We start from the raw sequence: 25933 nt of genomic DNA, 5'->3' as shown, positions 1-25933 counted from the left end.
GAGAGATTATTCGCAGGACGGGTTGGCTAAATTGTATTGTTATAATATAACATTAAGCAAATGCATCGTTTCGAATGCGTTCGCCTGATGAGGTTTGCCATGTCCACCCGTCTCCCTGTCACCGTGCTGTCTGGCTTTCTTGGCGCAGGCAAAAGCACCTTGCTCAATCATGTGCTGCGCAATCGCGATAACCTGCGCGTCGCCGTCATCGTCAACGACATGAGCGAAATCAACATCGATGCCAGCGAAGTACAGCGCAACGTCAGCCTCAACCGCGCCGAGGAAAAACTCATCGAGATGAGCAACGGTTGCATCTGCTGCACCCTGCGCGAAGACCTGCTCGAAGAAGTGGCCCGGCTGGCCGAGGACGGCCGCTTCGATTACCTGCTGATCGAGTCGACCGGCATCTCCGAACCGCTACCCGTCGCCGAGACCTTCACCTTCCGCGATGAACAAGGTCGGAGCCTGTCTGACCTGGCCCGGCTCGACACCATGGTGACCGTGGTCGACGGGTTGAATTTTCTGCGCGACTACCAGGCCGCAGATACCTTGGCCAGCCGCGGTGAGACGCTGGGCGAAGACGATGAGCGTTCGATCAGTGACCTACTGATCGAGCAGATCGAGTTCGCCGATGTGCTGCTGCTGAGCAAGATCGACCTGATCGGCCAGGACCAGCGCAACGAGCTGATGGCGATCCTGCGTAGCCTCAATGCCCGCGCGCAAATCGTGCCGATGGTGATGGGCCAAGTGCCGCTGGCGCAGATTCTCGACACCGGGCTGTTCGACTTCGAGCAGGCAGCGCAGGCACCCGGCTGGCTGCAGGAGCTGCGCGGCGAGCACGTACCAGAGACCGAGGAATACGGCATCGCCGCAAGTTCCTGGCAGGCGCGTCGGCCACTGCACCCGCAGCGGTTCTTCGACTTTATCCACACGCCATGGACCAACGGCCGACTGCTGCGCTCGAAAGGCTTCTTCTGGCTTGCCAGCAAGTATCAGGAGGCGGGTAGTTGGTCGCAGGCGGGCGGCATGATGCGCTACAGCTATGCGGGGCGCTGGTGGTGTTTTGTGCCGGAGGACCAGTGGCCGCAGGACGACGCCAGCAAGGCTGCGATCCTGGGTCACTGGAGTGAGGAAGCCGGTGATTGCCGTCAGGAACTGGTATTCATCGGGCAGAACATCGACTTTGCACAGTTATCCACAGCGCTGGATGCGTGCCTATTAACCGATGAGGAGATGGCCGCTGGTTCTGACGTGTGGCTGAAATTTTCAGACCCGTTCGGCGCGTGGCATGAGGATATGGCAGCGTAAAACGATGCCTGTGGATAACCTCACGATACGCAGGCTGGCCTTGACTGCCTGAGCGGGCGGGGCATAGTGGACGCTTCCGGTTACGGGGCCGCTTTGCCTCGCTCTGCGCAGATCCATCGACATGCTCAAGAACATCCCCACCCACATTGTTGCCGGCCCTCTAGGCGCCGGCAAGACCAGCCTGATTGGCCATTTGCTTGTGCAAAGGCCTGCCAATGAGCGCTGGGCAGTGCTGGTCAACGAGTTTGGTCAGATTGGCCTGGACGCTGCGCTGTTGCACCGTGACGAAGACGGCGTTGCCATCGCTGAGGTTGCCGGTGGCTGCTTGTGCTGCGTCAATGGCGTGCCGTTTCAGGTTGGGCTGGGTCGGCTGCTGCGCAAAGCTCGCCCGGACCGGCTGTTTATCGAGCCGTCCGGCCTGGGTCATCCGTTGCAGCTGTTGCAGCAGCTAAGCCAGGCGCCCTGGGCCGGCATACTGCAGTTGCAGCCACTGATGATGGTACTGGATGCGTCAGCATTGGTCAGGGGAGAGCGCTTGGCAGAGGCGCAGCAACAAGCGCTGGCGGCAGCGGAGCTGTTGATAATCAACAAGGCCGACGCTGTGGATAACCCTCAGCGGCTGGCGATAACCGCGCAGTTATCCGGCAAACCCGCTTTCTGGACCGAACAAGGACGGCTGGCGATCGCAGAACTTTTACAGTTTTCCACAGGCCCGACCCATGCTGTGACGGTTGCGCCGTTGCCTGAGGACAACTATCTCCAGCCAGCCGCCTCATTGTGGACAAGTAGCGACAAGCCATTGTTTGCCGCTAAAAAAGGCGAAGGTGGTTGGAGCTGTGGCTGGCGCTGGCATCCATCCCAACGCTTCGAACAAGGCCGCATCGAGCATTTTCTCAGCACCACGGCCTGGCTCAGAGCCAAAGGAGTTATCCACAGCACAACTGGCTGGCAGTCGTTCAACGGGCTAGCTGACGGCGCCTTGAGTTGGCAGCGCAGCGAATGGCGCAAGGATTCACGGCTGGAGCTGATCTTCGAGCAAGAGCAGCCTATAGCTGCGCTGCAGCAGGCCATGACCGACTGCCGTATTCAGCGCTGATCGTTGCTCCAGCGGTTGTGCTCCTGGCGCCACTGCTGCATCTCGATCACGTTGTCGCTGCGCGGCGCCGGTTTGATTTCGAACGGGTAGGGCGCCAGTTCGATCTGCATGGTGTGTGCACCAAACTGTGTGACCGTACCCGGATGGCGCTGCTCGCCCGTCACGGTGAACTCGAAGTTGTAGATCCGCGCCAGGCGCTTGCGGCCGTTGGCGTCGCGGACAAAGCCAATACGCTTGAGCGCTACGGCCTCGTCCAGCAGCTCCAGGTCGAGTTTGGCGCAATGCTGTTTGACCCGCTCGAGGGCTTTCTCGCGCAGCCCGTGGTTATGCCACAGCCAGGCGCCGCCGCTGGCCAGCAGCATCAGGAAGAACAGGTTCTCCAGGGTCAACATTTGCATATGCTCCAAACAGGTAGATCCAGCTTAACTGCGTCCCTGGCCTGTCGTACAGGTGGCAATCGGGTTCATACTGCGCAACGTTCTTATCTTGAAATCAGTTTTGGAAACCTCTGCATGAAACGCACGCCGCACTTGCTCGCGATCCAATCCCATGTGGTCTTCGGCCACGCCGGAAACAGCGCCGCGGTGTTTCCCATGCAGCGCATAGGCGTGAATGTCTGGCCGCTGAACACGGTGCAGTTCTCCAACCATACTCAGTATGGCCAGTGGGCCGGAGAAGTGCTTGCTCCAGCGCAAATTCCTGCGTTGGTGGAAGGCATTGCCAACATCGGCGAGCTGGGCAACTGCGATGCGGTGTTGTCCGGGTATCTGGGCAGCGCCGAGCAGGGACGGGCGATTCTGGCTGGCGTCGAGCGGATCAAGGCGGTCAACCCAAAGGCGCTGTATCTGTGCGACCCGGTCATGGGCCATGCCGAGAAGGGCTGCAGCGTGCCGGCCGAGGTCAGCGAGTTCCTTCTGCAACAGGCCGCGGCCAAGGCCGATATTCTCTGCCCTAACCAGCTTGAGCTGGACAGCTTCAGCGGGCGCAAGGCGCAGTCGCTGGAAGATTGCGTGGCCATGGCGCGCAACCTGCTCGCCCGTGGGCCGCAGGTGGTGCTGGTCAAGCACCTGAGCTATCCCGGCCGCGCCGAAGATTCTTTCGAAATGCTGCTGGTAACCGGCGAAGACTGCTGGCACCTGCGCCGGCCGCTGCTGTGCTTCCCACGCCAGCCGGTTGGCGTCGGTGACCTCACCTCAGGGCTGTTCCTGGCTCGCGTGCTGCTGGGCGACAGCTGGCTGCAAGCGTTTGAATACACCGCAGCGGCTGTCCATGAGGTGCTGCTGGAAACCCAAGCCTGCGCCAGCTACGAACTGCAGCTGGTGCGAGCCCAGGATCGCATTGCCCATCCGCGGGTGCGTTTCGAAGCGCAGCGCCTGAGCGTTTAAATCGAGTCGGTTTTCAGGTCCTGGTAGCGTTTTTCCAGCTCCTGACGAATCTGCCGGCGCTGTTTTCCTTGGAGGAAGCGGCGTTTTTCTTCGCTGCTTTGCGGCAGGCGCGCCGGGACCGGGACTGGCCGGCGATTGTCATCCACAGCCACCATGGTGAAGAAGCAGCTGTTGGAGTGGCGAACGGAGCGCTCACGAATGTTCTCGGTCACCACTTTGATGCCGACTTCCATCGACGTATTGCCGGTGTAGTTGACCGATGCCATGAACGTCACCAGCTCACCGACATGCACAGGCTCGCGGAACACTACCTGATCGACCGACAGGGTCACTACATACGTCCCCGCATAACGGCTGGCGCACGCATAGGCCACCTCGTCGAGGTATTTGAGCAAGGTGCCGCCGTGTACGTTGCCGGAGAAGTTGGCCATGTCCGGGGTCATCAGGACGGTCATAGTCAGCTGGGCGTTTCCAGGTTCCATAGAGTGCTCACGGTGAGGTTGCGCTGAATCGGGGCCGGTATCTGCAGACACTTCTTGGTACCCCTGTTGAATTTCCGATCTAGATACGGGACGCCGCAGAGCGCTCCATCGTCACGCGCATGGGCGGTCAGCGGTGTTGTGCACCACACCCGGGCAGCGGTCACAGCTCACATCACAAAACGTGCAGCAGCACATCAACCGATCTGTTTCTGCATATTGCGCAGACGTTTTGCGTCCGGGCGCGATGGTAACCTGAGTCGGCCCATGCAACATGGGCTTTCCCGCTTTAATCACAGTATGTACTTGCTGCCCGCTCAGGTTCGCCTCAGCGGAGGAGCGGTCTGCTCTGGCACCGTGAACAAGGAGTAGCACGCCATGCATGCCATAAGCTTCATCCAGGATCTTGCCGTAATCATGTTGGTGGCGGGCGTGGTCACCATCCTCTTTCATCGGTTGAAACAGCCGGTGGTCCTGGGTTACATCGTTGCCGGCTTTATCATCGGCCCGCACACCCCGCCATTTGGCCTCATTCACGACGAAGATACGATCAAGACCCTGGCCGAGCTTGGGGTGATCTTCCTGATGTTCTGCCTGGGCCTTGAGTTCAGCCTGCGCAAGTTGTTCAAGGTGGGTGCCACGGCATTTATCGCGGCCTTCCTGGAAATCGTCCTGATGATCTGGATCGGTTTCGAAATCGGCCGCTGGTTTGGTTGGAACACCATGGACTCGCTGTTCCTCGGCGCGATCCTGGCGATTTCCTCGACCACCATCATAGTAAAAGCCCTCAATGACCTGAAGATGAAGAACGAGCGCTTCGCGCAGCTGATCTTCGGCGTGCTGATCGTCGAGGACATCCTCGGTATCGGCATCATCGCCTTGCTCTCGGGTATCGCCGTCAGCGGCTCGGTAAGCTCTGGCGAAGTCTTCTCCACAGTCGGCAAGTTGTCGCTGTTCATGATCGTGGCGTTGGTCATCGGCATTCTGCTGGTGCCGCGGCTGCTGGCCTACGTGGCCAAGTTCGAAAGCAACGAGATGCTCCTGATCACCGTGCTGGGGCTGTGCTTCGGCTTCTGCCTGCTGGTGGTCAAGCTCGAGTACAGCATGGTCCTCGGTGCCTTCCTGATCGGTGCGATCATGGCCGAGTCGCGGCAACTGCTGAAGATCGAACGCTTGATCGAGCCGGTACGCGACATGTTCAGCGCGATCTTCTTCGTGGCCATCGGCCTGATGATCGACCCGCAGGTGCTGGTCGACTACGCCTGGCCGATTGTGGTGATCACCATTGCCGTGGTGCTGGGCAAGATGCTCTCGTGCGGCATGGGTGCGTTCATTGCCGGCAACGATGGGCGTACCTCGCTGCGGGTCGGCATGGGTCTGTCGCAGATTGGCGAGTTCTCGTTCATCATCGCCGCGCTGGGCATGACCTTGCAGGTCACCAGCGACTTCCTCTATCCGGTGGCAGTAGCGGTCTCGGCGATTACCACCTTGCTCACGCCGTACCTGATTCGGGCGGCTGATCCGCTGTCGATCAAGCTCGGCCAGATCATGCCCAGCCGGTTGTCGCGGGTGCTGTCGCTGTATGGCGAATGGCTACGCAGCATTCAGCCGCAAGGTGAGGGCGCCATGCTCGCGGCGATGATCCGGCGCATCCTGCTGCAGGTTGGGGTCAACCTGGCGTTGGTGATCGCGATCTTCTTTACCGGGGGCTACTTTGCCGAGCGGATCGGCCTGTGGCTGAGCGAGTGGCTGGGCGATGTCAGCCAGCAGAAGGCGCTGATCTGGGGCGCCGCGCTGTTGCTGTCGCTGCCGTTCCTGATTGCGGCGTACCGCAAGCTCAAGGCGCTGTCGATGCTATTGGCGGAGATGGGGGTCAAGCCAGAGATGGCCGGCCGGCATACGCAGCGGGTCCGGCGGGTGATCGCCGAGGTTATCCCGTTGTTGTCACTGCTGGTGATCTTCCTGCTGCTGTCGGCGTTGTCGGCGAGTATCTTGCCGACCAACGAGCTACTGCTGGTGATCGTGGTGGTTGCTGCGGTGGTTGTCGCGGTGCTGTGGCGTTGGTTCATCCGCGTGCACACGCGGATGCAGATCGCTCTGCTCGAAACCCTGGAAAACAACCGCGATCAGGCCCACTGACATTCAACGCAATCGCGGTGCAGAGTGCGCCGCGATTGCATTGAGCCGGATCAGCTTTCCAGCCAGACGTCGCGCGCCCAGTGCCAGACCGATTCCCAGCTTTCTTCGGTGACCAGCTCTTCTTCGCCCGACCACAGCACCACGGTGCCGTCTTCTTCGACGCAGTAGTAGTTCTCCCCGTCCTGACAGATCGGGATCAGCTCGCGTGGTACGCCGGCATCCCAGGCGTTGGCAGCAACTTCCGGCAGGTAGGTGTGTGACTGTGGGTCGGTGACGGTGACCGGCTCCAGGCTGCCGTAGATAACGTCGCTGACTGTCAGCAGATATTCCTTGAATACGAACGGAATATTGATGAACAGCTGCTCCTCGACTTCGACCAACTGATCTTCGTCAGGAAGCTCCAGGGGCACCGGCACCGGCTCATTGGCTTCACGCAGTTGTTCGATCACTTCTTCCACGGTTCACATCCTCTCGCTTGATGACAACGCTGCGGGTTATACCCTAGTAGGGCGCTCTGGCAAAAGCAAAAACCCCGGGCAAGCCCGGGGTTTTTTATGCAGCAAGCCTGGATCAGCCGTTTTGGCGGATACCGGCGACCAGCCAAGGCTGGTTGTCGCCTTGGGCGCGCTCCATGTGCCAGCTTTCGCTGAACGCCTCGCCCTGGTCGAAACGCGAGGTTTTCGACACACCGCTGAAGGTCAGGGTGGCGATAGTCTTGTCGGCGCGATCTTCGACACCGTCCAACTGTACTTCGAGGTTGTCGATGTAGGTGGACTGGAAGCCATCACCCAGATCAGCGCGCTCGCGCTTGAGGAACGCAAGCAGTTGCGGGGTCACGAACTCGGAGATCTTGTCCATCTCGTTGGCGTCCCAGTGCTGCTGCAGCGTCTGGAAGTGGCTGCGCGCGGCGTTCAGGAAGCTTTGCTCGTTGAACCAGGCGGGTGCGTTGATCGCAGGTGCGGCAGCAACAGGTGCTGCAGAACCACCGAAGATCGACGGCTGCGCTGCTTGCTGGTTGTAAGCCTCACGCTGGAACGGTGCATGGCCGGCAGCAGCAACTTGTGGTTGTTGCTTGCGGCGACGCGCAGCGATGAAGCGGAACACCAGGAAGGCGATCAGGCCCATGATCAGGAAGTCCATGATCTGCATGCCCTGGAAACCGTCACCCATGAACATGGAGGCCAGCAGACCACCGGCGGCCAGGCCAGCGAGTGGGCCCAACCAGCGCGAAGCACCGCTGGCGGCGGCCGGCGCACGACCTGCAGCATTTGGTGCGGCAGCTGGAGTGTTTGGCGTAGCCTGGCGAGTCTGGTGCATAGGCGCGGCGCCCGAGCTCTTGCCGCCGCCGAAGCGTTTGGCATTGGCGTCCAGGCTCAGCGTCAGGCCGAGGCACAGCGCCAGGGCGATGCTAAGAAAACGTTGCATAAGTGGGATATCCCCTGATTGTGGATTGCACGCGCGTCATGTTGCACATGTTGTAGCAGACATGACCAGCAGCATAATGTTTCGAGCTTTTGCCTGAACGGTCATTCAGCAACCGCTCAGGCATCCGCGTTGGCTTAGATGGCCTCGAGCTTGGCGTAACCAAGCATCAGCCACTTGCTGCCCTCGGCGAAATTCACCTGCACCCGTGCCTGGGCGCCAGAGCCCTCGAAGTTGAGGATCACGCCCTCACCAAACACCGAGTGCTGCACGCGCTGGCCAAGGTTGAACGAGGTCTGCGGGATGTTGGCATTGGCAAAGATACTGCTGGCCGGCGCCTGCGAGCCGCCGAACGGGCGGCTGACCGAGTTCGACAGGCGCACTTCCTGCACCAGCCCAGCGGGGATTTCGCGGACGAAGCGCGAGACCTTGTTGTAGGTCTCGCTGCCATACAGACGACGCGTCTCGGCGTAGGTCATGAACAGCTGGCGCATGGCCCGGGTGATGCCGACATATGCCAGACGGCGCTCTTCGGCCAGGCGGCCAGGTTCTTCCAGGCTCATCTTGTGCGGGAACAGGCCTTCTTCCAGGCCGACCAGGAATACGTAGGGGAATTCCAGGCCCTTGGCGCTGTGCAGGGTCATCAATTGCACGCTGTCTTCGTGTTCATCAGCCTGCGACTCACCGGCTTCCAGCGAGGCGTGGCCGAGGAAGGCCGACAGCGGCGACAGGTCGGCGTCTTCGTCGCTGCTTTCGAAGTTACGCGCAGCGCTGACCAGTTCCTCAAGGTTTTCTACCCGTGCCTGGCCCTTTTCACCTTTTTCTTCCTGGTGATAGATGATCAGCCCGGACTGCTCGATGACGGTCTGGGTCATTACGTGCAGTGGCATTTCGACGGCTTTGGCCGCCAGCCCTTCGATCAACTCGATAAAGGCACCCAGCGCACTCGCGGCGCGGCCTTTGAGGCCTTTGGCGGCGATCAGCTGGCACATCGCTTCCCACATCGACAGCTGCGCATGGCGAGCGTGGTCGCGGATCGCTTCAACCGTCTTTTCGCCGATGCCACGCGGTGGCACGTTGATCACCCGCTCCAGCGCAGCGTCGTTGCCACGGCCCTCGAGCAGGCGCAGGTAGGCCATGGCGTTCTTGATTTCGGCACGCTCGAAGAAGCGTTGGCCGCCGTAGATCCGGTAAGGGATGCGTTCGCGCAGCAGGGCCTCTTCAAGCACCCGCGATTGGGCGTTGGAGCGATAGAGGATGGCGATGTCGCTGCGCGCATGGCCTTGCTTGATCACGCTCTCGATCGACTCGACTACATAACGTGCCTCGTCGTGCTCGTTGTAGGCGGCGTACAAGGTCAGCGGCTCGCCTTCACCGACATCGGTCCACAGCTCTTTGCCGAGACGGTCGGTGTTGTTGGCGATCAGGGCGTTGGCGGCCTTGAGGATGCCGCCGGTGGAGCGGTAGTTCTGCTCCAGGCGGATCATCTCGGCGTCGGGGAAGTCTTCGGTGTACTGATGGATGTTCTCGATCTTGGCACCGCGCCAGCCGTAGATCGACTGGTCGTCGTCGCCCACCGCCATCAGGCTGTCGCCGCCTTTGGCGAGCAGGCGCAACCAGGCGTACTGCACGGCGTTGGTGTCCTGGAACTCATCCACCAACAGGTGGCGGAAGCGCCGCTGGTAGTGCTCGAGCAGGCCCGGGTTGTCGCGCCACAGGTCCAGCGCACGCAGCAGCAGTTCGGAGAAGTCGATCACGCCGGCGCGTTCGCAAGCTTGCTCGTAAGCTTCATAGACGCTGCGCATGGTCGCCAGGAACAGATCGCCGCCCGCTTGAATGTGCTGCGGGCGCAGGCCTTCATCCTTTTGCCCGTTGATGAACCACTGGGCCTGGCGCACCGGCCAGCGCTGCTCATCCAGGCCCAGCTCGCGCATCACCCGTTTGACCAGGCGCTGCTGGTCATCGCTGTCGAGAATCTGGAAGTTCTGCGCCAGCTTGGCTTCCTGCCAGTGTGCCCGCAACAAGCGGTGGGCCAAGCCGTGGAAGGTACCCACCCACATGCCGGCGGGGCTGATCCCCATCAGTTGCTCGATCCGCTGGCGCATTTCGGCGGCAGCCTTGTTGGTGAAGGTCACCGACAGGATCGAGTGCGGCGAGGCCTGTTCGACCTGGATCAACCAGGCGATACGGTGCACCAGCACGCGGGTTTTACCGGAACCGGCACCAGCAAGCACCAGTTGACGCCCGACCTTGGCCGCTACGGCCTGGCGTTGGGCATCGTTGAGGGAATTCAGCAGGAGGGAGAGGTCGTCTGTGCGCATCCGGCCATTCTAGGTTGCTGTGGGGGGAGGGGGCAAATCTCTACTGTATAAATATTCACCTCGGGCGCCAGCCGTTCATCGGTTCTGTGATGTCAATCCGCCGGTAACGGCAGTGGATGACATAGAGCAGTTTGGCCTGCGCCTTCGCTTGTGTAAGATCCGGGCAACTTTTTGTCGCCAGCCAATAACAAGAAAATGACATGACTCAGGATTGCACGGCGGTCGGCGTATTGCCGCAGATGTCGAGGAATGTGCGCAGGCAATTCGCCACTCAGCTTTCCATCGAGCGCACCCGGCTGCTGTATCAAGGCTCGCTGCTGCCTACACTATTGATGCTGTTCAACGGCCTGCTTTGCGCGTGGCTGTTGTGGAGCCCTGGACGCTATCTGCTGCTGGGCACCTGGCTGATCTGGTTGCTGGCGCTGGCGGGGCTGCGCCTGGTGCAGGTCACCGCGTTCGACGCCGCACCGACCCAGCGCCAGGCCAGCCTGAGCTGGCGGCGGATGTTTCTGCTGGGCTCGGCGTTCAGTGGCCTGACCCTGGCCAGCGCAGCGATTGCCCTGGTGCCGGTGGCCAATTTCGTCCAGCAGGCCTGGGTGTTCGGCTTGCTTGGGGTAGCGGCGTTGTCTGCCAGCGTGTCCTATGCCGTCAGCCTGCCGGCGTTTCTCAGTTTCGCCTTGCCCTGCCTGCTGCCGCCGATTGCCTTCCTGTTCTACTTCGACGCCGGCCAGCAACGCGGCTGGGGTTGGTTGGGGCTGATTCTGCTGGGGGCGCTGATGGTGGTCGCCTGGCAGGTCCATCGATTGGTCGATCGCAGCCTGTTACGGCGCTTTCAGAATCAGGCGCTGAACGAAGACCTGCAGCGCATCTACGCGCAAAAGGCGCTTGAAGAACAGCAACGCTTGGCGTCGTCTGTATTTGAAGCCTGCAACGACGGTATCGTGGTGCTCACGGCCGACTTCACCTTGCTTGCCGTCAACCAGGCCTACTGCCAGATGACCGGCTACTCCATTGCCGAGCTGCTCGCCCGCCAGTTGCTCGAGCTGCCCTGCAGCAGCGACGCCCGACGTTATCAGCAGTCCATGGAGCATGCCCTGGCCCAGCACGGCCAATGGCAGGGCGAGCTGGTCGAAGCCCGCCGCAATGGCGAGTTGTATCCGCAGTGGCTGCAACTCACAGCCGTGCGCGGAGCGTCTGGCAAGCTCAACAATATCGTCGGCTTTTTCACCGATCTGTCGGCGCGGCGCGCGTCTGAAGAGCGGCTGCGCTACCTCGCTCACTATGACGAGCTGACCGGCCTGGCCAACCGGGCGCTGTTCCGTTTGCGCGTACATGAGGCCGGCCAGCGCGCGCGGCTGAACGGGCGCAGCCTGGCCTTGCTGCACATCGACGTTGATCGCTTCAAATTGCTCAATGAAAGCCTCGGCCACGAGCTGGCCGACCAGTTGCTGAAAAAGATCGCCCAGCGGATCGCCAATGCCGTGCCCGAAGCCGACACCGTGGCGCGCCTGTCGGGCGACGAGTTTGCCGTGCTGTTCGACGGCTACAGCAACCTGTCCAGCCTCGTCCGGGTGACCACCCGCTTGCTCGACAAGCTGCGCGTGCCGTTGCGCCAGGATGATCATGAGGTGGTGATCAGTGCCTCGGTGGGCATCAGCCTGTTGTCTGACGCGGCGTTCGATGGCAATACCCTGATCAGCCAGGCGGACATGGCCAAGCGTCACGCCAAGCACCTGGGCGGTGACAACTTCCAGTTCTACACCGAGAGCCTTCGCGCCAGCACCCTGGAGCGCCTGCAGCTGGAGATTCAGCTGCGCAAGGCCATCGATGAGGGTCAGCTGTGCGTCTATTACCAACCCAAACTGTGCCTGCGCAGCGGCAAGCTGCATGCGGCCGAGGCATTGGTGCGGTGGCAGCATCCGCAACTGGGCATGGTCCCGCCCAGCGCGTTCATTGGCCTGGCCGAAGAAACCGGGTTGATCGCGCCGATGGGCGAGTTCGTTCTGCGCCAGGCCTGCCGGCAGGCGTGCCAGTGGCTGCGTGAGGGCGTGCAGGTTCGCGTCTCGGTCAACCTGTCGGTCTATCAGCTGCGCCAAGGCAAGCTGGTCAGCCTGGTGCGCCAGGTATTGGAAGAAACCGGGCTGGCGCCAGAGCAACTGGAGCTTGAGCTGACTGAGAGCCAGCTGCTGGATAGCGTCGAGCACATCATCGCCATCTTCGAGCAGCTGCATGCGCTGGGGGTCAAACTGGCGATCGATGACTTCGGCACGGGCTATTCATCACTGAGTTACCTGAAGCGCTTGCCGGTGGACTACGTGAAGATCGATCAGACCTTCATCAGCGGGCTGCACGAGGGCAGTCAGGACGCCGCGATCACCCGTGCGATCATCGTCATGGCCAATAGTCTCGGTTTGAAGGTCGTGGCCGAGGGTGTCGAGACCCAGGAGCAACTGGACGTGCTCACAGCCCAGGGTTGTGATGAGGCGCAAGGCTATCTGATCAGCAAGCCGGTGGATGCGGCAGCCTTTATAGGGTTGCTGAGCAACCCGGCCGCCGCCAAGGCTTAGCTGTACCAGTGCCTGCCGTGGCGGCTGAGCAAGCTGTTGGCCAGCTCTGGCCCATTGCTGCCGGCATGGTATGGCCGCGGCGCCTGGAAGTGCTCTTCCCAACCCTGCAGGATCGGGTCGATCCAGGCCCAGGCGGCTTCTACCTCATCGCGGCGCATGAATAGCGTCGAGTCGCCGTCGAGCACGTCCAGCAGCAAGCGCTCGTAAGCTTCCCAGCGGCGGGTCTGGCCGAACGCCTGAGCGAGGTTGAGGTTCAGCTCGACCGGCTCCAGACGCATGCCTTTGCCCGGGGTCTTGGTCATCATGCGCAGGCTGATGCGCTCATCGGGCTGGAGCTGGATCAGCAATTGATTGACCTGACCGCCGCTGAACAGCTCGTGCGGCACCGGCTTGAACTGGATGACGATCTGCGACGAGCGCCGCGCCATGCGCTTGCCGGTGCGCAGGTAGAACGGCACCCCGGCCCAACGCCAGTTGTCGATCTGCGCCTGAACGGCGACGAAGGTCTCGGTATCGCTGTCGTTGTCGACGTCTTTCTCGAAATAGTAGGCCGGCACTTCCTGGCCGCCGATATGCCCGGCGCTGTACTGGCCGCGCACGGTCTTGTCCTGCACGTCCTGGCCGCTGATGGGCTTGAGCGCGCGCAGAATCTTCACCTTCTCGTCGCGCACGGCCTCGGCCTCGAACTGCGCCGGCGGCTCCATGGCGACCAGGCAGAGCAACTGCAGCAGGTGGTTCTGCAGCATGTCGCGGGTGGCGCCGGCCCGGTCGTAGTAGCCGCCGCGGCTCTCGACACCGAGGGTTTCACACACGCTGATCTGCACATGATCGACCTGGCCATTGCGCCACACCGGCTCCAGCAGGGCATTGGCAAAGCGCAGCGCCATCAGGTTCTGCACGGTCTCTTTGCCCAGGTAGTGGTCGATGCGAAACACCTGCGATTCGGCGAACACTTCACCGATGGCCTGGTTGATCGCGGTAGCCGACTGCAGCGAGTGGCCGATGGGTTTTTCCAGCACGATGCGCGCTTCGTGGTCGGCCAATCCGGCGATGCGCAGGTGGGTGGCGATCGGTACGAACAAGTGCGGCGCGGTGGCCAGATAGAACACTCGGGTCAGCCCGCCAGGCTCGCCCAGATAGCGTGCCAGGCGACCGAAGTCAGCACTCTGCGAGGCGTCCATGGCGAAGTAGTCGAGCCGCGCGCAGAAGCGTCGCCATACCTCTTCATCGAAGTCGTTGCGGGCGATCTGCACCCGGCAATGGCGTTCGGCGAGCTTGAGGAAGTCGTCGCGGTGCAGGTTGCGCCGTGCCAGCGCGATGATCCGTACGGCATTGTGCAGGCGCGCCTCGCGGTACAGGTGATAGAGCGCCGGCAGCAGTTTGTGCAGGGCCAGATCACCGGTGCCGCCAAAGACCAGAATGTCGCAAGGAATCGTCAAGCCACCACTCTCCACGTTCGTTTAACTGGGCGCTTTGCCGGTCATGTAGTATAACTACAAGAAAGCTACATCCCCGGCCAGTCGATCATAACCGAGTCCAGCCCGTGAATCTGTTGCACCATATCGCCCAATCGCGCCACTTGCTGCGTAAATCGGAACTGAAAGTAGCCGACCATGTGCTGCTGGACCCCGCTGCCGTCATGCACAGCTCGATGGCCGACCTTGCCCACAACGTCGGTATCAGCGAGCCGACCATAGTGAGGTTTTGCCGGGCGATTGGCTGTTCAGGGTTTCAGGATCTGAAGCTGAAACTGGCGCAGAGCCTGGCTGCTGGCGCCAGTTTTGGTCAGTTCGCGATCCACGAAGACGACTCGGTTGCCGACTACAGCCTGAAGATTTTCGACACCACCCTGCATACCCTGATGGAGGTGCGCGAGCAGCTCGATCCGGAGGCCTTGCAGCGTGCTGTGGCAGCCATGGCCCAGGCCCAGCGGGTTGAGTTCTACGGCTTTGGTGCATCTGGCGCGGTCGCGGCCGACGCCCAGCACAAGTTCTTCCGCCTGCTGCTCAGCGCGGCGGCGTATTCCGACCCGCACATGCAGGCGATGTCGGCGGTAACCCTCAAGCCCGGTGACGTGGCGGTGTGCATCTCGCAGTCAGGGCGCTCCAAGGACTTGCTGATCACGGCCAATCTGGTCCGTGAGAGCGGCGCCAACCTGATAACCCTGTGCCCAAGCCAGACACCGTTGGCCGAGTTATCCACAGTCAATCTGGCCATCGACGTGCACGAAGACACCGAGATCTACACCCCGCTGACCTCGCGGATTGCCCACCTGGTGGTGATCGACGTGCTGGCCATGGGCGTGGCCATGGCGCGCGGGCCGAGCCTGGTCAACCACCTCAAGAGCGTCAAGCGCAGCTTGCGCAGCCTGCGCCTGTCGCCCAAGTCGATCAAGGCCATGGACGACTGACCAGAAAAGTTAATCGAGCTGTCACCTCACGGTAAACCAGCTCGGTCAGTCTGAAGCTCCCCGCACTCGCTCAGGGAGACAGGCATGACTCGTGACTTCGATGGCTCGTTTCAACCCAACGCCAAAGCGCGCAAACAACAGCAGAAGGATCAGCGCCGGATGGAATTCCGCCGGGCGATCGAAAGCTATTCCGAGCAACGGCAACTGTTGCGCGAAATCGCCGATTATTCCGAACTGAGGGATATCACGGTGTGGCAGGTACTGCCGGGGGCGTCGCCGAAAAACGCTCCACAAGCCCACTGATCAACGCACGTTCGCTGCGGATGAACGCCAGAAACGCCAGGGCAACCGGCGACTGACGCTTGGCTTTGGCCTGCACTACACACCAGCTGCGGTACAGCGGCAGCTCTTCCACTGGCAGCTCCTTGAGCCTGCCAGTGGCCAGTTCCAGGCGCAACGCATGGCGGGTCAGCAGGGCAATGCCGAGGCCGGCGCTGACACACTCGCGCTGCGCTTCTGCCGAGGCTACCTCGAGGGTCTGGGTGAAGTGCACGCGCTTGTCCTTGAAGTATTCTTCACAGGCTTTGCGCGTGCCTGAGCCCTGTTCGCGGATCAGCAGGGTATGCGGCTCGAGGTCTTGCAGGCGCAGCGTGTCGAGCTTGCACAGCGGGTGATCCGGTGGTGCCACGGCAACGATCGGGTTGTTCAGAAACGGCAGAAACTCAAGGCCCATGTCCTGCGGCACCATCGACATGATGATCAAGTCGTCGCGGTTGTCCGACAGGCGCCGGATCACCTGCGCCCGGTTGACCACGGTGAGGGTCAGGTTGACCTCGGGGTGACGCTCCTTGAAGGCCGCAAACAAGTGCGGCACGAAGTACTTGGCACTGGACTCGACGGCCAGTTTCAGCTGCCCCTGCAGCGAGCCCTGCATGTCCGACAGTTGCATGTCGAGGTTTTCCAGGCGGCCGAAGATGTCGCGGCTGGCGCGCTGCAACGCCTCGGCGGCTTCGGTCAGGTACAGCTTCTTGCCGACATACTCGAACAACGGCTGGCCAACCAGCTCTTCCAGCTGGCGGATCTGTAGACTTACGGCGGGTTGCGTCAACGACATCTCTTCGGCAGCGCGACTGTAAGAGCGCAAATCGCACACCTCATTGAAGATCTGCAACTGACGCAATGTCATACGCATCAATGACTTACGCATTTATACCCACCGTTTGGCAAAACCTTGTTACCGAACTATAAGCTTTTGCTAATGCTGCCCCTAACAAATATTGATTTTTGTTTATCGTGCGCTGGCGCTAGGGTGAATGTGCGACTGGCCAGCAGCGTCTGGCCGCGCCGAGCGGTAGAACCGGCTCGTATGTTCCAACGGCTTTGGGAAGAATCCAGTGATAAAAAAAATCCTGATCGCCAACCGGGGTGAAATTGCAGTTCGGATCGTGCGTGCCTGCGCTGAAATGGGCATTCGTTCGGTGGCGATCTATTCCGACGCCGACCGCCATGCGCTGCACGTCAAGCGTGCAGATGAGGCCCACAGCATTGGTGCCGAGCCACTGGCTGGCTACCTGAACCCGCGCAAGTTGGTCAACCTGGCGGTCGAGACCGGCTGTGATGCATTGCATCCTGGCTATGGTTTTCTCTCCGAGAACGCTGAGCTGGCGGAGATCTGCGCCGAGCGTGGGATCAAGTTCATCGGCCCGTCGGCGGATGTGATTCGGCGCATGGGCGACAAGACCGAAGCACGCCGGACCATGATCCAGGCCGGTGTCCCGGTCACCCCCGGCACCGAGGGTAACGTGGCGGATATCCACGAGGCGCTCAACGAAGGTGAGCGCATTGGCTACCCGGTCATGCTCAAGGCAACCTCCGGTGGTGGCGGCCGTGGTATCCGTCGCTGCAACAGCCGCGAAGAGCTCGAGCAGGCGTTTCCCCGGGTGATCTCCGAAGCCACCAAGGCCTTTGGCTCGGCTGAAGTATTCCTGGAAAAGTGCATCGTCAACCCCAAGCACATCGAGGCGCAGATCCTCGGCGACAGCTTTGGCAATGTGGTGCACCTGTTCGAGCGTGACTGCTCGATCCAGCGCCGCAACCAGAAACTCATCGAAATCGCCCCCAGCCCGCAGCTGACCCCGGAGCAACGCGCCTACATTGGCGATCTGGCGGTGCGCGCGGCCAAGGCGGTCGACTACGAGAACGCCGGTACCGTGGAGTTTCTGCTCGCCGATGGCGAGGTGTACTTCATGGAGATGAACACCCGGGTCCAGGTCGAACACACCATCACCGAAGAAATCACCGGTATCGACGTGGTCCGCGAGCAGATCCGCATCGCCTCCGGTCTGCCGCTGTCGGTCAAGCAGGAAGACATCCAGCACCGCGGCTACGCGTTGCAGTTCCGCATCAACGCCGAAGACCCAAAAAACAACTTCCTGCCAAGCTTTGGCAAGATCACCCGTTACTACGCCCCGGGCGGCCCGGGCGTGCGCACCGATACGGCGATCTACACCGGCTACACCATCCCGCCGTACTACGACTCGATGTGCCTGAAGTTGGTGGTCTGGGCACTGACCTGGGAAGAAGCCATGGACCGCGGCCTGCGCGCCCTGGACGACATGCGCCTGCAGGGGGTCAAGACCACCGCCGCGTACTACCAGGAAATCCTGCGTAACCCGGAATTCCGTAGCGGCCAGTTCAATACCAGCTTCGTTGAAAGCCACCCTGAACTGACCAACTACTCGATCAAGCGCAAACCCGAAGAGCTGGCCCTGGCCATCGCCGCCGCCATCGCCGCCCACGCAGGCCTGTGAGGAATACAACAATGTCCAAGAAAATCCACGTAACCGACACAATCCTGCGCGACGCCCACCAGTCCCTGCTGGCCACGCGCATGCGCACCGAAGACATGCTGCCGATCTGCGAAAAGCTCGACAAGGTCGGCTACTGGTCACTGGAAGTGTGGGGCGGCGCAACCTTCGACGCCTGCGTGCGCTTCCTCAAGGAAGACCCGTGGGAGCGCCTGCGCCAGCTGCGAGCGGCATTGCCCAACACCCGCCTGCAGATGCTCCTGCGCGGGCAGAACCTGCTCGGCTATCGCCATTACAGCGATGACGTGGTCAAGGCCTTCGTGGCCAAGGCAGCGGTCAACGGCATCGACGTATTCCGCATCTTCGATGCCATGAACGACGTGCGTAACCTGCGTGTGGCAATCGAAGCGGTCAAGGCTGCCGGCAAGCATGCCCAGGGCACCATTGCCTACACCGTCAGCCCGGTGCACACCATCGACGCTTTCGTGGCCCAGGCCAAGCAGATGGAAGCCATGGGTTGTGACTCGGTGGCAATCAAGGACATGGCCGGCCTGCTGACGCCGTTCGCCACTGGCGAGCTGGTCAAAGCGCTCAAGGCTGAGCAGTCGCTGCCGGTATTCATCCACTCCCATGACACCGCTGGCCTGGCCGCTATGTGCCAGCTCAAGGCCGTGGAAAACGGCGCCGATCATATCGATACAGCCATCTCCAGCTTCGCCTGGGGCACCAGCCATCCGGGTACCGAGTCGATGGTCGCTGCGCTCAAAGGCAGCGAGTTCGACACTGGCCTGGACCTGCAACTGCTGCAGGAAATCGGCCTGTACTTCTATGCCGTGCGCAAGAAGTACCACCAGTTCGAGAGCGAATTCACCGCGGTCGACACCCGTGTGCAGGTCAACCAGGTCCCTGGCGGGATGATTTCCAACCTGGCCAACCAGCTCAAGGAGCAGGGCGCCCTCAACCGCATGAACGAAGTGCTGGCAGAGATCCCGCGGGTTCGTGAAGACCTCGGCTTCCCACCGCTGGTGACCCCGACCTCGCAGATCGTCGGTACTCAGGCGTTTTTCAACGTGCTCGCCGGCGAGCGCTACAAGACCATCACCAACGAGGTCAAACTGTACCTGCAAGGCGGTTACGGCAAGGCTCCGGGTGTGGTCAACGAACAGCTGCGCCGCCAGGCCATCGGTAGCGAAGAAGTCATCGACGTACGCCCGGCCGATCTGCTCAAGCCCGAGATGACCAAGCTGCGTGCCGACATTGGTGCCCTGGCGCAAAGCGAAGAAGACGTGCTGACCTTCGCCATGTTCCCGGACATCGGGCGCAAGTTCCTCGAAGAGCGCGCGGCCGGCACCCTGACTCCTGAAGTGCTCCTGCCAATCCCTGAGGCTGGCGCAGTGGCTGCCCCTGGCGGCGAAGGCGTGCCTACCGAGTTCGTCATCGACGTGCACGGCGAGACCTACCGTGTCGACATCACCGGTGTCGGCGTCAAGGCCGAGGGCAAGCGTCACTTCTACCTGTCGATCGACGGCATGCCGGAGGAAGTGGTATTCGAGCCGCTCAACGATTTCGTTGGCGGTGGCGGCAGCAAGCGCAAGCAGGCCAGCGGGCCGGGCCATGTCAGCACCAGCATGCCGGGCAATATCGTCGATGTGCTGGTCAAGGAAGGCGATGTGGTCAAGGCCGGCCAGGCGGTGCTGATCACCGAGGCGATGAAGATGGAGACCGAAGTGCAGGCGCCTATCGCCGGCAAGGTTGTGGCCATCCATGTTGCCAAGGGCGACCGGGTTACACCAGGCGAGATTCTGATCGAGATCGAGGGCTGAGCAAGGCCTTCATCTACAAGCGGTTAACCTCATTGGGGAGCGGATAGCTCCCCTTTTTTTATCCAATCTCAGCGCTGATAGCCTTTGCTGAAGTAGCGCTCAAGCCTTGCCTGCACCAGTTCCAGCATGATCGACAGCACCCAATAGATCACCGCCGCTGTAGTCAGCATCTCCAGATACCGATAGCTGGAACGCCCATACGACTGCGCCAGAAACATCACCTCCCAAACCCCCATCACCGAAATCAGCGACGAATCCTTGAGCATCGAGATGAACTGGTTGGCGCTCGGCGGGATGATCGTGCGCATCGCCTGCGGCAAGGTGATATGCCAGAAGATCGCTGCCGGACGCATGCCCAGAGCGAGTGCCGCCTGGCGTTGGCCGAGCGCTACGCCGATGATCCCGGCGCGGAAGATCTCGCTCAGGTAAGCACCGTAGTTCAGCGACAGGGCGATGATCCCCGCAGCAATCGCCCCCGGCACCAGCCCCAACTGCGGCAGGCCGAGGTAGATCAGCAGAATCTGGATCAGCAACGGCGTGCCGCGGAAGAACGACGTGTAGAAACTGGCCACGCCAAACAGCACCGCGCTTGGCGACAGTCGCGCCAGCGCTGCGGCAAAGCCCAACAGCACCGACACCAGCATCGAGCACAGGCACAGGAACAACGTCAGCGCCGCGCCCTGCAGAAAGCCGTTAGGGCCCAGCTTGAAGCCCGCTAGATTGGGGAACTTGTCGACGATAATCGCGAAATTCAGATCAAAACTGAGAAAGAAGCCGACAAACAGCAGCAGCAACACCAGCCACGTCAGGTATAGCCGTGTGCGAAAGCCGAACATGCGCAAGGCGGTTTTACCTACGGGCTTGGGAGCGGGTTGATGAGCGTTCATTTACTGATGTCAGCGCCGATCCATTTCTGTGACAGCTTGGCCAGCGTGCCATCGGCTTTCAGCTCGGCAAACACCTGACGCACCTTGGCATCCCACTCCGGGTCGCCTTTTTCGATGGCCACCGAGTTGGGCTCTTCATACAGTGGCGCGCCCGCCAGCTTGAAGCGCTTGTCCTGATTCAGACGCGGTTGCGCGGTCACCAGGTTGGTGAGGATTGCATCCAGGCGTACGCCGGCACCCAGGCCGAGGTCCTGGAAAGCGACGTTGTCGGTGTCATACGGGGCAATCTGGACGAACTCGAACGGGTACTCCAGCTTTTGCTCTTCGGCGCCCTCGATCACCAGGTTCTTGTTCAGATAGCTCTCGTAGCTGGAGGCGCTGGTCAGGCCGACCTTGCGCCCTTCGAGGTCCTTGGCTGAATGAATGCGATCATCCTTGGCATTGACCACGATCACCGCCGGCGAGGCGTAGTATTCAACCGGGAAGTCGAACACTTCAGCGCGGGCCTTGCTCGGCGTCATCGAGCAGATGCACAGGTCATAGCGACCGCTCCAGCGGCCGGCGGCGATCACGTCCCAGGACGGTGTTTCCAGGCGCAGCTTGACCCCGAGTTTCTGTGCGACAGCCTTGGCCACGTCGACGTCAAAACCGTCGAGCTGGTTCTGGTCATTCAAGAAGGAGAACGGCGGATAGCTCTCCATCAATACGTTGACGACTTCCTTGCGCGACTCGACGCGGTCCAAGGTGGCACCGGCAAAGGCAGAGGTAGCGCTCAAGGCCAGCAGGCACGCGCAAAGCAAGGAAGGTAAACGCATAAGGACACCTGCAAAAAGGTTGTTAAAAAAACGCTGATGGTTATTTAATAGTTATAAGTTTTACATCACTAGTGAATATTATTCATATCAATATAAGCGGAAGTTATATGGCCGAGCGAGCGTTGGAAATTCTTGATGGCGGTATGGGTCGGGAGCTGCAGCGCCGTGGCGCGCCGTTCCGCCAGCCAGAGTGGTCTGCACTGGCCTTGAGCGAGGCGCCAGAGGCAGTGATCGCCGTGCACACTGCCTACATCGAGGCCGGTGCCGGGGTGATTACCAGCAACAGTTATGCGGTAGTGCCGTTCCACATTGGTGAAGAGCGCTTCGCCAATGAAGGCTTTGCTCTGGCCGCCACCGCTGGTCAGCTGGCGCGCACGGCTGCCGATGCCAGCGAGCGTGCGGTGAAGGTGGCTGGTTCGTTGCCGCCGCTGTTCGGCTCGTATCGCCCGGACTTGTACGAGCCGGAGCGCGTCAGCGAAGTGCTGTTGCCGCTGGTGGTCGGCCTCGCACCGTACGTCGACCTGTGGCTGGCCGAAACGCAGAGCGCGATCATCGAAGTACAGTCGATTGCCCGGCAGCTGCCGGCGGACGGCAAGCCGCTGTGGGTGTCGTTCACGCTGCAGGATGAAGACGTCGGTGACGTGCCGACCCTGCGTTCCGGTGAGACCGTGACCCAGGCCGCCGAAGCGGTCGCGGAGCTGGGCGTGGCTGCGCTGCTGTTCAACTGCAGCCAGCCAGAAGTGATCGGCGCCGCTATCGACGCCGCCCGTGCGGTATTCGAGCGCCTGGGTGCTGATATCGCCATCGGTGCCTACGCCAACGCCTTCCCGCCGCAGCCCAAGGATGCCACCGCCAACGACGGCCTCGACGAGTTGCGCGATGACCTCGACCCGCCGGGGTACCTGAGCTGGGCGCAGGACTGGCGTCAGCGCGGTGCAAGCCTGCTCGGCGGTTGCTGCGGCATCGGTCCGGAGCATATCGCCGAGCTGAAAAACAACCTGAGCTGATTCAGCTCGGGTTACGACAGGCTTCCAGCGTCTGCGCTTGACCTTCTGGGCGCTGGTTGTCGGCACTCAGCCAACGCTCAAAGCCCGCCGCAACGGTGGGCCATTCGTCATCGGTGATCGAGTACCAGGCCGTGTCGCGGTTCTGGCCCTTGATCACCATGTGCTGGCGGAACACCCCTTCAAAGACAAAACCGAAACGCTCCGCCGCGCGCTTGGAGCGGGCATTGGCGTTGTTGCACTTCCATTCCAGGCGGCGGTTGCCCAGGGCGAAACCCAGCTTGCCGAGCAGATAGACCGCCTCGCTACCTTTGGGCGTGCGCTGCATCGCGCCAGCAAAGGCGATGTGGCCGATCTCGATGCGGCCGTGGTCCTGCACTATCGACATCAAACTGAGAATGCCCTGTACCTGGCCACTGGCGCGGTCGATGACGCTGTAGAACAGCGGGTCGCGGCTGGCCGCGTTGCCGTCCAGCCAGCGATCAAAGCTCGCTCGCTCGCTGAACGGGCCGTAAGGCAGGTAATCCCACAGCGTCGGGTCTGCCTCGGGGCCCTGCAGCACCTCCCACAAGTCATCGCCGTGGCGAGCCGGGTCGAGCTTTTCCAGGCGGATGAAGCGGCCCTCGATCGGCTCGGCTTGCGGAGCTGTCGCGGGTTTCCAGTTACTTGGCTGACTCATCTACGGCTCCTGTCTTACAGCGTTTGCCGGAATTGGATAAAGCCTGGGCGTTCGGCCACCTGCTCGTACAGCTTGATGGCGGTGGCATTGGTCTCGTGGGTCATCCAGTAGACCTTGCAGCAACCGATGGCCTTGGCGGTACTGTGCACATGCTCGATCAACTGGCGGCCGATACCCAGGCCGCGCTGGCTGCCGTCGACGTAGAGATCCTGCAGGTAGCAGGCGTCGCTGACGCTCCAGTTGGTACGATGATAGATCCAGTTGACCATGCCCACCGCCTTGCCATCGACCCAGGCCAGCGCCGAGTGGGTGGGCTGCTGCGGATCGAGTTGGCGCTGCCAGGTTACCGCACTGACCTCGTCGGCCAGCTCGGTTTCATAAAAGCGTAGGTAGGCCTGCCACAGTGGCAGCCAGGCGGCGTGATCGTCGGCGGTGACGGGGCGGATAATAACGGCTGGCATGGGTGATTCCTTCACAGTGGCCGCATCTGCGCGGCGAGTTGGTTGTCTTGCGCGTCGGTGCTGCTGGCCAGGCCGTCGCGCACGCCTGCGACATCTTCGGCGGAGCGGTTCTGGCTAAGCTTGCGTGCGCCCTGTATGCGGCTAATCGGCAAGCGAAAACCGACGATGGCGCGCAACATGCCTTCGATGTAGTCGCTTGGCGCATCGCCTACCTGCCAGGGCGTGTCGCGGCCTTGTTCGTGGCGGTCGGTCAGGTGGCTGACGATGTCGAGCAGGGCGGCGCCATCCTCGATCACTTCAGCGCTACCGTAGGCATGCACGGCCAGGTAGTTCCAGGTCGGCACGACCTTGTGCGTGGCGGCTTTGCTTGGATAGAAGCTCGGGCTGACATAAGCATCGGCACCGGCAAACACCAGCAATGCTTCGCTGCCTTGTTGCAACTCCTGCCACTGGCGGTTGGCCCGGGCCAGGTGGCCATAAACCGTGCCGTACTCACCTTCGCCGGTGTCGATCAGCACCGGGATATGGCTGGCAAGCAAACCCTGTTCGCCGTGGGTGATGAGTACAGCCAGGCGGGTTTCCAGCATCTGTTGCTGCAAGCGCTGTAGATCATGCTCTTGATGGGGTTTGCTGTTGTACATGGTGGGATCCTTGTGCAATGGCTCTATCCTAGGCAGGCTATTGGCTCAGGTTAAGAGCCATTAATGACTGTTTTCATAGGTCCAATGCCATGTGTGATCAGCCGCTTGCACTGCCATTCGACCCGGCCGGGATCGTGCTCGACCGCCGTCGGGGTCTCAGCTTGCAGTTGTATCAGGCGTTGCGCGCGAGGGTGCTGGATGGTCGTCTGAGTAGTGGCACCCGGCTCCCAGCCAGCCGCGATCTGGCCAAGGTGCTGGCGCTGTCGCGCAACAGCGTGGTGCGCGCATACGACCAGTTGTACGCCGAGGGGTACATTGAAAGTCGGGTGGGCGATGGCACCTATGTCAGCCGCCTGCCAAAACTGTCCACAGAAGTATCCACAGGGTTATACCCTAGGTTATCAACAGGGTTATCCACATTTGTGGATAAAAGCACTGAGGATTTATCCAGCAATGCGTCTTCCAGCGTGTGGTTGGACCGTCTGAAAAATCATCATCTACCCGCGCCCCGCAGCGGTCCTCCTCGTGCGTTTCGGGTCGGCGTACCTGCGTTCGACCTGTTCCCCTTCGACGTCTGGGCCAAGCTGCATGCGGGTTTCTGGCGTAATCCCGATCCAGCCCGGCTTGGCTATGGCGACCCGGCTGGTGAACCGCAGCTGCGCGAACTGATCTCCGCTTACCTGCGCCAATCAAGGGGCATCAGCTGCACGGCTGGGCAAATAGTGATCACCAGTGGTGCACAGCAGGCGATAACCCTTTGTGCACAGCTGCTGGTGCAGCCTGGCCAGGCCGTAGCTGTGGAAAATCCGGGCTACCGGGCGGCAGGGCACGCCTTTGCAGTTGCGGGCGGTCAGGTCAAGGGAGTACCAGTGGACGCTGAGGGCCTGGATTGCGCCAGGCTCGAGCAGCTACCGGATTGCCGCGTGGCCTATGTAACGCCGGCTCATCAATACCCCACCGGCGTCACCATGAGCCTCGCCCGGCGCCTGCAATTGCTGGCCTGGGCCGAGCGCAGCGACGGTTGGATCATCGAGGATGATTACGACGGCGAGTACCGCTACAGCGGCGCACCGCTGGCGCCCTTGGCTGCGCTGGATCAGCAGGGGCGGGTGTTGTACGTAGGCACCTTTGGCAAGATTGCCTTCCCGGCCTTGCGGTTGGGGTATCTGGTGTTGCCGCAAAGCTTGGTCGAGCCCTTCAGCCAGGCCCGTGCGCTGGCGGTGCGTCATTCCGAGGTAGGTACGCAGTCGGTGATGGCGCAGTTCATGGCGTTGGGGCATTTCCAGCGCCACATCCGGCGCATGCGGCGGGTGGCACTGAGCAGGCGCAATGTGCTCAAGGCCGGTTGGCCGACCACCGTAGCGGGCTTGGGTGCGATGCCGGAAGTGGCGGCAGGGCTGCACGTGATGGTGCCTGTGGATAACTTTGCCAGAGAACAGGCGCTGGTGGCATTGGCGGAAGCGGCGGGGGTAGAGGTTAATCCGCTGAGCGGCTATTGGCTGGAAGACAGCGATGAACCTGTGGATAAGCGCGCAGGGCTGGTGCTCGGCTTTGCCGCGGTCCCGGAAGCGCAGATTGCAGACGCCGTGATGCGCCTGCGCAAGGCCTGGCGGTAGAAGAACCGCGGTGTGTAGGAGCGGCCTTGTGTCGCGAAAGGGGCGCGTAGCGGCCCCAGATTTCACCTTCGCA

Annotated in this window: 23 protein-coding genes; 11 read left to right on the top strand and 12 right to left on the bottom strand. The window is 61.5% G+C overall.

Annotation, left to right across the window (positions count from 1 at the left end; genetic code table 11):
• The first annotated feature begins 99 nt into the window (after positions 1-99).
• Both zigA and ACIOAU_RS10700 read left to right on the top strand, forming a co-directional pair.
• The gene (gene zigA, locus ACIOAU_RS10705; protein WP_401181811.1) at positions 100-1308 is read left to right on the top strand and encodes a zinc metallochaperone GTPase ZigA; all 1209 of its coding nucleotides are present in this window, start codon (positions 100-102) and stop codon (positions 1306-1308) included.
• Positions 1309-1429: 121 nt separating this feature from the next.
• The gene (locus ACIOAU_RS10700; RefSeq protein ID WP_150570335.1) at positions 1430-2404 is read left to right on the top strand and encodes a GTP-binding protein; all 975 of its coding nucleotides are present in this window, start codon (positions 1430-1432) and stop codon (positions 2402-2404) included.
• Here the strand turns inward: ACIOAU_RS10700 and ACIOAU_RS10695 are convergent.
• Entirely contained in the window at positions 2395-2796 is a 402-nt protein-coding gene (locus ACIOAU_RS10695; RefSeq protein WP_150570353.1) for a DUF3301 domain-containing protein, read from the bottom strand. The two genes, ACIOAU_RS10700 and ACIOAU_RS10695, sit on opposite strands and share 10 nt — an antisense overlap.
• Before the next feature lie 120 nt (positions 2797-2916).
• Between ACIOAU_RS10695 and pdxY the strand changes: the two genes are divergently transcribed.
• Positions 2917-3789 (top strand): pyridoxal kinase PdxY, encoded by an 873-nt coding sequence (pdxY, locus tag ACIOAU_RS10690; RefSeq protein ID WP_101322815.1) that lies wholly within the window; start codon positions 2917-2919, stop codon positions 3787-3789.
• Here the strand turns inward: pdxY and ACIOAU_RS10685 are convergent.
• Complete coding sequence (locus ACIOAU_RS10685) at positions 3786-4271, bottom strand: acyl-CoA thioesterase (protein WP_101322816.1); 486 nt, start codon at positions 4269-4271, stop codon at positions 3786-3788. The two genes, pdxY and ACIOAU_RS10685, sit on opposite strands and share 4 nt — an antisense overlap.
• Positions 4272-4646: 375 nt before the next feature.
• Here ACIOAU_RS10685 and ACIOAU_RS10680 point away from each other — a divergent pair, with 375 nt between their 5' ends.
• Entirely contained in the window at positions 4647-6407 is a 1761-nt protein-coding gene (locus ACIOAU_RS10680) for a cation:proton antiporter (RefSeq protein WP_150572367.1), read from the top strand.
• A gap of 50 nt (positions 6408-6457) precedes the next feature.
• Here the strand turns inward: ACIOAU_RS10680 and ACIOAU_RS10675 are convergent, their stop codons facing one another.
• The 3 genes from ACIOAU_RS10675 to uvrD all read right to left on the bottom strand — a co-directional run bounded on the left by ACIOAU_RS10675 (position 6458) and on the right by uvrD (position 10150).
• The gene (locus tag ACIOAU_RS10675) at positions 6458-6865 is read right to left on the bottom strand and encodes an SMI1/KNR4 family protein (RefSeq protein ID WP_101322819.1); all 408 of its coding nucleotides are present in this window, start codon (positions 6863-6865) and stop codon (positions 6458-6460) included.
• Between the two features lie 112 nt (positions 6866-6977).
• The gene (locus tag ACIOAU_RS10670) at positions 6978-7832 is read right to left on the bottom strand and encodes a Tim44 domain-containing protein (RefSeq protein ID WP_101322820.1); all 855 of its coding nucleotides are present in this window, start codon (positions 7830-7832) and stop codon (positions 6978-6980) included.
• Positions 7833-7966: 134 nt separating this feature from the next.
• The gene (gene uvrD / locus ACIOAU_RS10665) at positions 7967-10150 is read right to left on the bottom strand and encodes a DNA helicase II (protein ID WP_103435517.1); all 2184 of its coding nucleotides are present in this window, start codon (positions 10148-10150) and stop codon (positions 7967-7969) included.
• 200 nt (positions 10151-10350) lie between these two features.
• Between uvrD and ACIOAU_RS10660 the strand changes: the two genes are divergently transcribed.
• A complete protein-coding gene (locus ACIOAU_RS10660) occupies positions 10351-12717 on the top strand; it encodes a bifunctional diguanylate cyclase/phosphodiesterase (protein WP_101322822.1) in 2367 nt (788 codons plus the stop codon).
• On the opposite strand, the gene zwf is transcribed toward ACIOAU_RS10660, so the two are convergent.
• Positions 12714-14156, bottom strand: coding sequence for a glucose-6-phosphate dehydrogenase (gene zwf, locus ACIOAU_RS10655; RefSeq protein WP_101322823.1), 1443 nt, complete (start codon positions 14154-14156; stop codon positions 12714-12716). The two genes, ACIOAU_RS10660 and zwf, sit on opposite strands and share 4 nt — an antisense overlap.
• Positions 14157-14260: 104 nt before the next feature.
• Here zwf and hexR point away from each other — a divergent pair, with 104 nt between their 5' ends.
• Positions 14261-15127 carry a transcriptional regulator HexR gene (hexR, locus tag ACIOAU_RS10650; RefSeq protein ID WP_101322824.1) on the top strand — a complete coding sequence of 289 codons (867 nt, stop codon included), beginning with the start codon at positions 14261-14263 and terminating at the stop codon, positions 15125-15127.
• Between the two features lie 84 nt (positions 15128-15211).
• Complete coding sequence (locus ACIOAU_RS10645; protein WP_101322825.1) at positions 15212-15430, top strand: PA3496 family putative envelope integrity protein; 219 nt, start codon at positions 15212-15214, stop codon at positions 15428-15430.
• Here the strand turns inward: ACIOAU_RS10645 and ACIOAU_RS10640 are convergent.
• Positions 15372-16319 (bottom strand): LysR family transcriptional regulator, encoded by a 948-nt coding sequence (locus tag ACIOAU_RS10640; protein ID WP_181003831.1) that lies wholly within the window; start codon positions 16317-16319, stop codon positions 15372-15374. The two genes, ACIOAU_RS10645 and ACIOAU_RS10640, sit on opposite strands and share 59 nt — an antisense overlap.
• A 202-nt stretch (positions 16320-16521) precedes the next feature.
• On the opposite strand from ACIOAU_RS10640, the gene ACIOAU_RS10635 reads away from it, so the two are divergent.
• Both ACIOAU_RS10635 and oadA read left to right on the top strand, forming a co-directional pair.
• Positions 16522-17937: an acetyl-CoA carboxylase biotin carboxylase subunit gene (locus ACIOAU_RS10635; protein ID WP_101322827.1), complete on the top strand. Its 1416-nt coding sequence runs from the start codon at positions 16522-16524 to the stop codon at positions 17935-17937.
• 11 nt (positions 17938-17948) lie between these two features.
• Positions 17949-19757, top strand: a complete 1809-nt coding sequence (gene oadA, locus ACIOAU_RS10630) for a sodium-extruding oxaloacetate decarboxylase subunit alpha (RefSeq protein WP_101322828.1) — start codon at positions 17949-17951, stop codon at positions 19755-19757.
• 68 nt (positions 19758-19825) lie between these two features.
• On the opposite strand, the gene ACIOAU_RS10625 is transcribed toward oadA, so the two are convergent.
• The gene (locus ACIOAU_RS10625) at positions 19826-20644 is read right to left on the bottom strand and encodes an amino acid ABC transporter permease (protein ID WP_401181799.1); all 819 of its coding nucleotides are present in this window, start codon (positions 20642-20644) and stop codon (positions 19826-19828) included.
• Entirely contained in the window at positions 20641-21459 is an 819-nt protein-coding gene (locus ACIOAU_RS10620; protein WP_312389509.1) for an ABC transporter substrate-binding protein, read from the bottom strand. Before ACIOAU_RS10620 ends, ACIOAU_RS10625 begins: the two co-directional genes overlap by 4 nt.
• Positions 21460-21566: 107 nt before the next feature.
• Here ACIOAU_RS10620 and ACIOAU_RS10615 point away from each other — a divergent pair, with 107 nt between their 5' ends.
• Positions 21567-22466 (top strand): homocysteine S-methyltransferase family protein, encoded by a 900-nt coding sequence (locus ACIOAU_RS10615; protein WP_178080805.1) that lies wholly within the window; start codon positions 21567-21569, stop codon positions 22464-22466.
• A gap of 1 nt (position 22467) precedes the next feature.
• Here the strand turns inward: ACIOAU_RS10615 and ACIOAU_RS10610 are convergent, their stop codons facing one another.
• From ACIOAU_RS10610 to ACIOAU_RS10600, 3 genes are read right to left on the bottom strand one after another with little or no spacing between them, the layout of a single operon-like run.
• Positions 22468-23142, bottom strand: coding sequence for a GNAT family protein (locus ACIOAU_RS10610; protein WP_312389512.1), 675 nt, complete (start codon positions 23140-23142; stop codon positions 22468-22470).
• 14 nt (positions 23143-23156) lie between these two features.
• On the bottom strand, positions 23157-23603 hold the full coding sequence (locus ACIOAU_RS10605; RefSeq protein ID WP_101322833.1) for a GNAT family N-acetyltransferase: 447 nt from the start codon (positions 23601-23603) through the stop codon (positions 23157-23159).
• A gap of 11 nt (positions 23604-23614) precedes the next feature.
• Positions 23615-24244, bottom strand: coding sequence for an FMN-binding negative transcriptional regulator (locus ACIOAU_RS10600; protein ID WP_150570339.1), 630 nt, complete (start codon positions 24242-24244; stop codon positions 23615-23617).
• A gap of 89 nt (positions 24245-24333) precedes the next feature.
• Between ACIOAU_RS10600 and ACIOAU_RS10595 the strand changes: the two genes are divergently transcribed.
• Positions 24334-25860 carry a PLP-dependent aminotransferase family protein gene (locus tag ACIOAU_RS10595; RefSeq protein WP_401181794.1) on the top strand — a complete coding sequence of 509 codons (1527 nt, stop codon included), beginning with the start codon at positions 24334-24336 and terminating at the stop codon, positions 25858-25860.
• The last annotated feature ends 73 nt before the right edge of the window (positions 25861-25933 follow it).

Source organism: Pseudomonas sp. NPDC088322, from assembly GCF_044740745.1.
Lineage (GTDB): Bacteria > Pseudomonadota > Gammaproteobacteria > Pseudomonadales > Pseudomonadaceae > Aquipseudomonas > Aquipseudomonas shirazensis.
This window is presented reverse-complemented; position numbering and strand designations above follow the sequence as displayed.

Bases quoted from the DNA above. Each gene is read 5' to 3' on its own strand.
- zigA (WP_401181811.1), top strand. From the start codon at position 100: ATGTCCACCCGTCTCCCTGTCACCGTGCTGTCTGGCTTTCTTGGCGCA.
- ACIOAU_RS10700 (WP_150570335.1), top strand. From the start codon at position 1,430: ATGCTCAAGAACATCCCCACCCACATTGTTGCCGGCCCTCTAGGCGCC.
- ACIOAU_RS10695 (WP_150570353.1), bottom strand. From the start codon at position 2,796: ATGTTGACCCTGGAGAACCTGTTCTTCCTGATGCTGCTGGCCAGCGGC.
- pdxY (WP_101322815.1), top strand. From the start codon at position 2,917: ATGAAACGCACGCCGCACTTGCTCGCGATCCAATCCCATGTGGTCTTC.
- ACIOAU_RS10685 (WP_101322816.1), bottom strand. From the start codon at position 4,271: ATGGAACCTGGAAACGCCCAGCTGACTATGACCGTCCTGATGACCCCG.
- ACIOAU_RS10680 (WP_150572367.1), top strand. From the start codon at position 4,647: ATGCATGCCATAAGCTTCATCCAGGATCTTGCCGTAATCATGTTGGTG.
- ACIOAU_RS10670 (WP_101322820.1), bottom strand. From the start codon at position 7,832: ATGCAACGTTTTCTTAGCATCGCCCTGGCGCTGTGCCTCGGCCTGACG.
- uvrD (WP_103435517.1), bottom strand. From the start codon at position 10,150: ATGCGCACAGACGACCTCTCCCTCCTGCTGAATTCCCTCAACGATGCC.
- ACIOAU_RS10660 (WP_101322822.1), top strand. From the start codon at position 10,351: ATGACTCAGGATTGCACGGCGGTCGGCGTATTGCCGCAGATGTCGAGG.
- ACIOAU_RS10645 (WP_101322825.1), top strand. From the start codon at position 15,212: ATGACTCGTGACTTCGATGGCTCGTTTCAACCCAACGCCAAAGCGCGC.
- ACIOAU_RS10640 (WP_181003831.1), bottom strand. From the start codon at position 16,319: ATGCGTATGACATTGCGTCAGTTGCAGATCTTCAATGAGGTGTGCGAT.
- oadA (WP_101322828.1), top strand. From the start codon at position 17,949: ATGTCCAAGAAAATCCACGTAACCGACACAATCCTGCGCGACGCCCAC.
- ACIOAU_RS10625 (WP_401181799.1), bottom strand. From the start codon at position 20,644: ATGAACGCTCATCAACCCGCTCCCAAGCCCGTAGGTAAAACCGCCTTG.
- ACIOAU_RS10620 (WP_312389509.1), bottom strand. From the start codon at position 21,459: ATGCGTTTACCTTCCTTGCTTTGCGCGTGCCTGCTGGCCTTGAGCGCT.
- ACIOAU_RS10615 (WP_178080805.1), top strand. From the start codon at position 21,567: ATGGCCGAGCGAGCGTTGGAAATTCTTGATGGCGGTATGGGTCGGGAG.
- ACIOAU_RS10610 (WP_312389512.1), bottom strand. From the start codon at position 23,142: ATGAGTCAGCCAAGTAACTGGAAACCCGCGACAGCTCCGCAAGCCGAG.
- ACIOAU_RS10605 (WP_101322833.1), bottom strand. From the start codon at position 23,603: ATGCCAGCCGTTATTATCCGCCCCGTCACCGCCGACGATCACGCCGCC.
- ACIOAU_RS10600 (WP_150570339.1), bottom strand. From the start codon at position 24,244: ATGTACAACAGCAAACCCCATCAAGAGCATGATCTACAGCGCTTGCAG.
- ACIOAU_RS10595 (WP_401181794.1), top strand. From the start codon at position 24,334: ATGTGTGATCAGCCGCTTGCACTGCCATTCGACCCGGCCGGGATCGTG.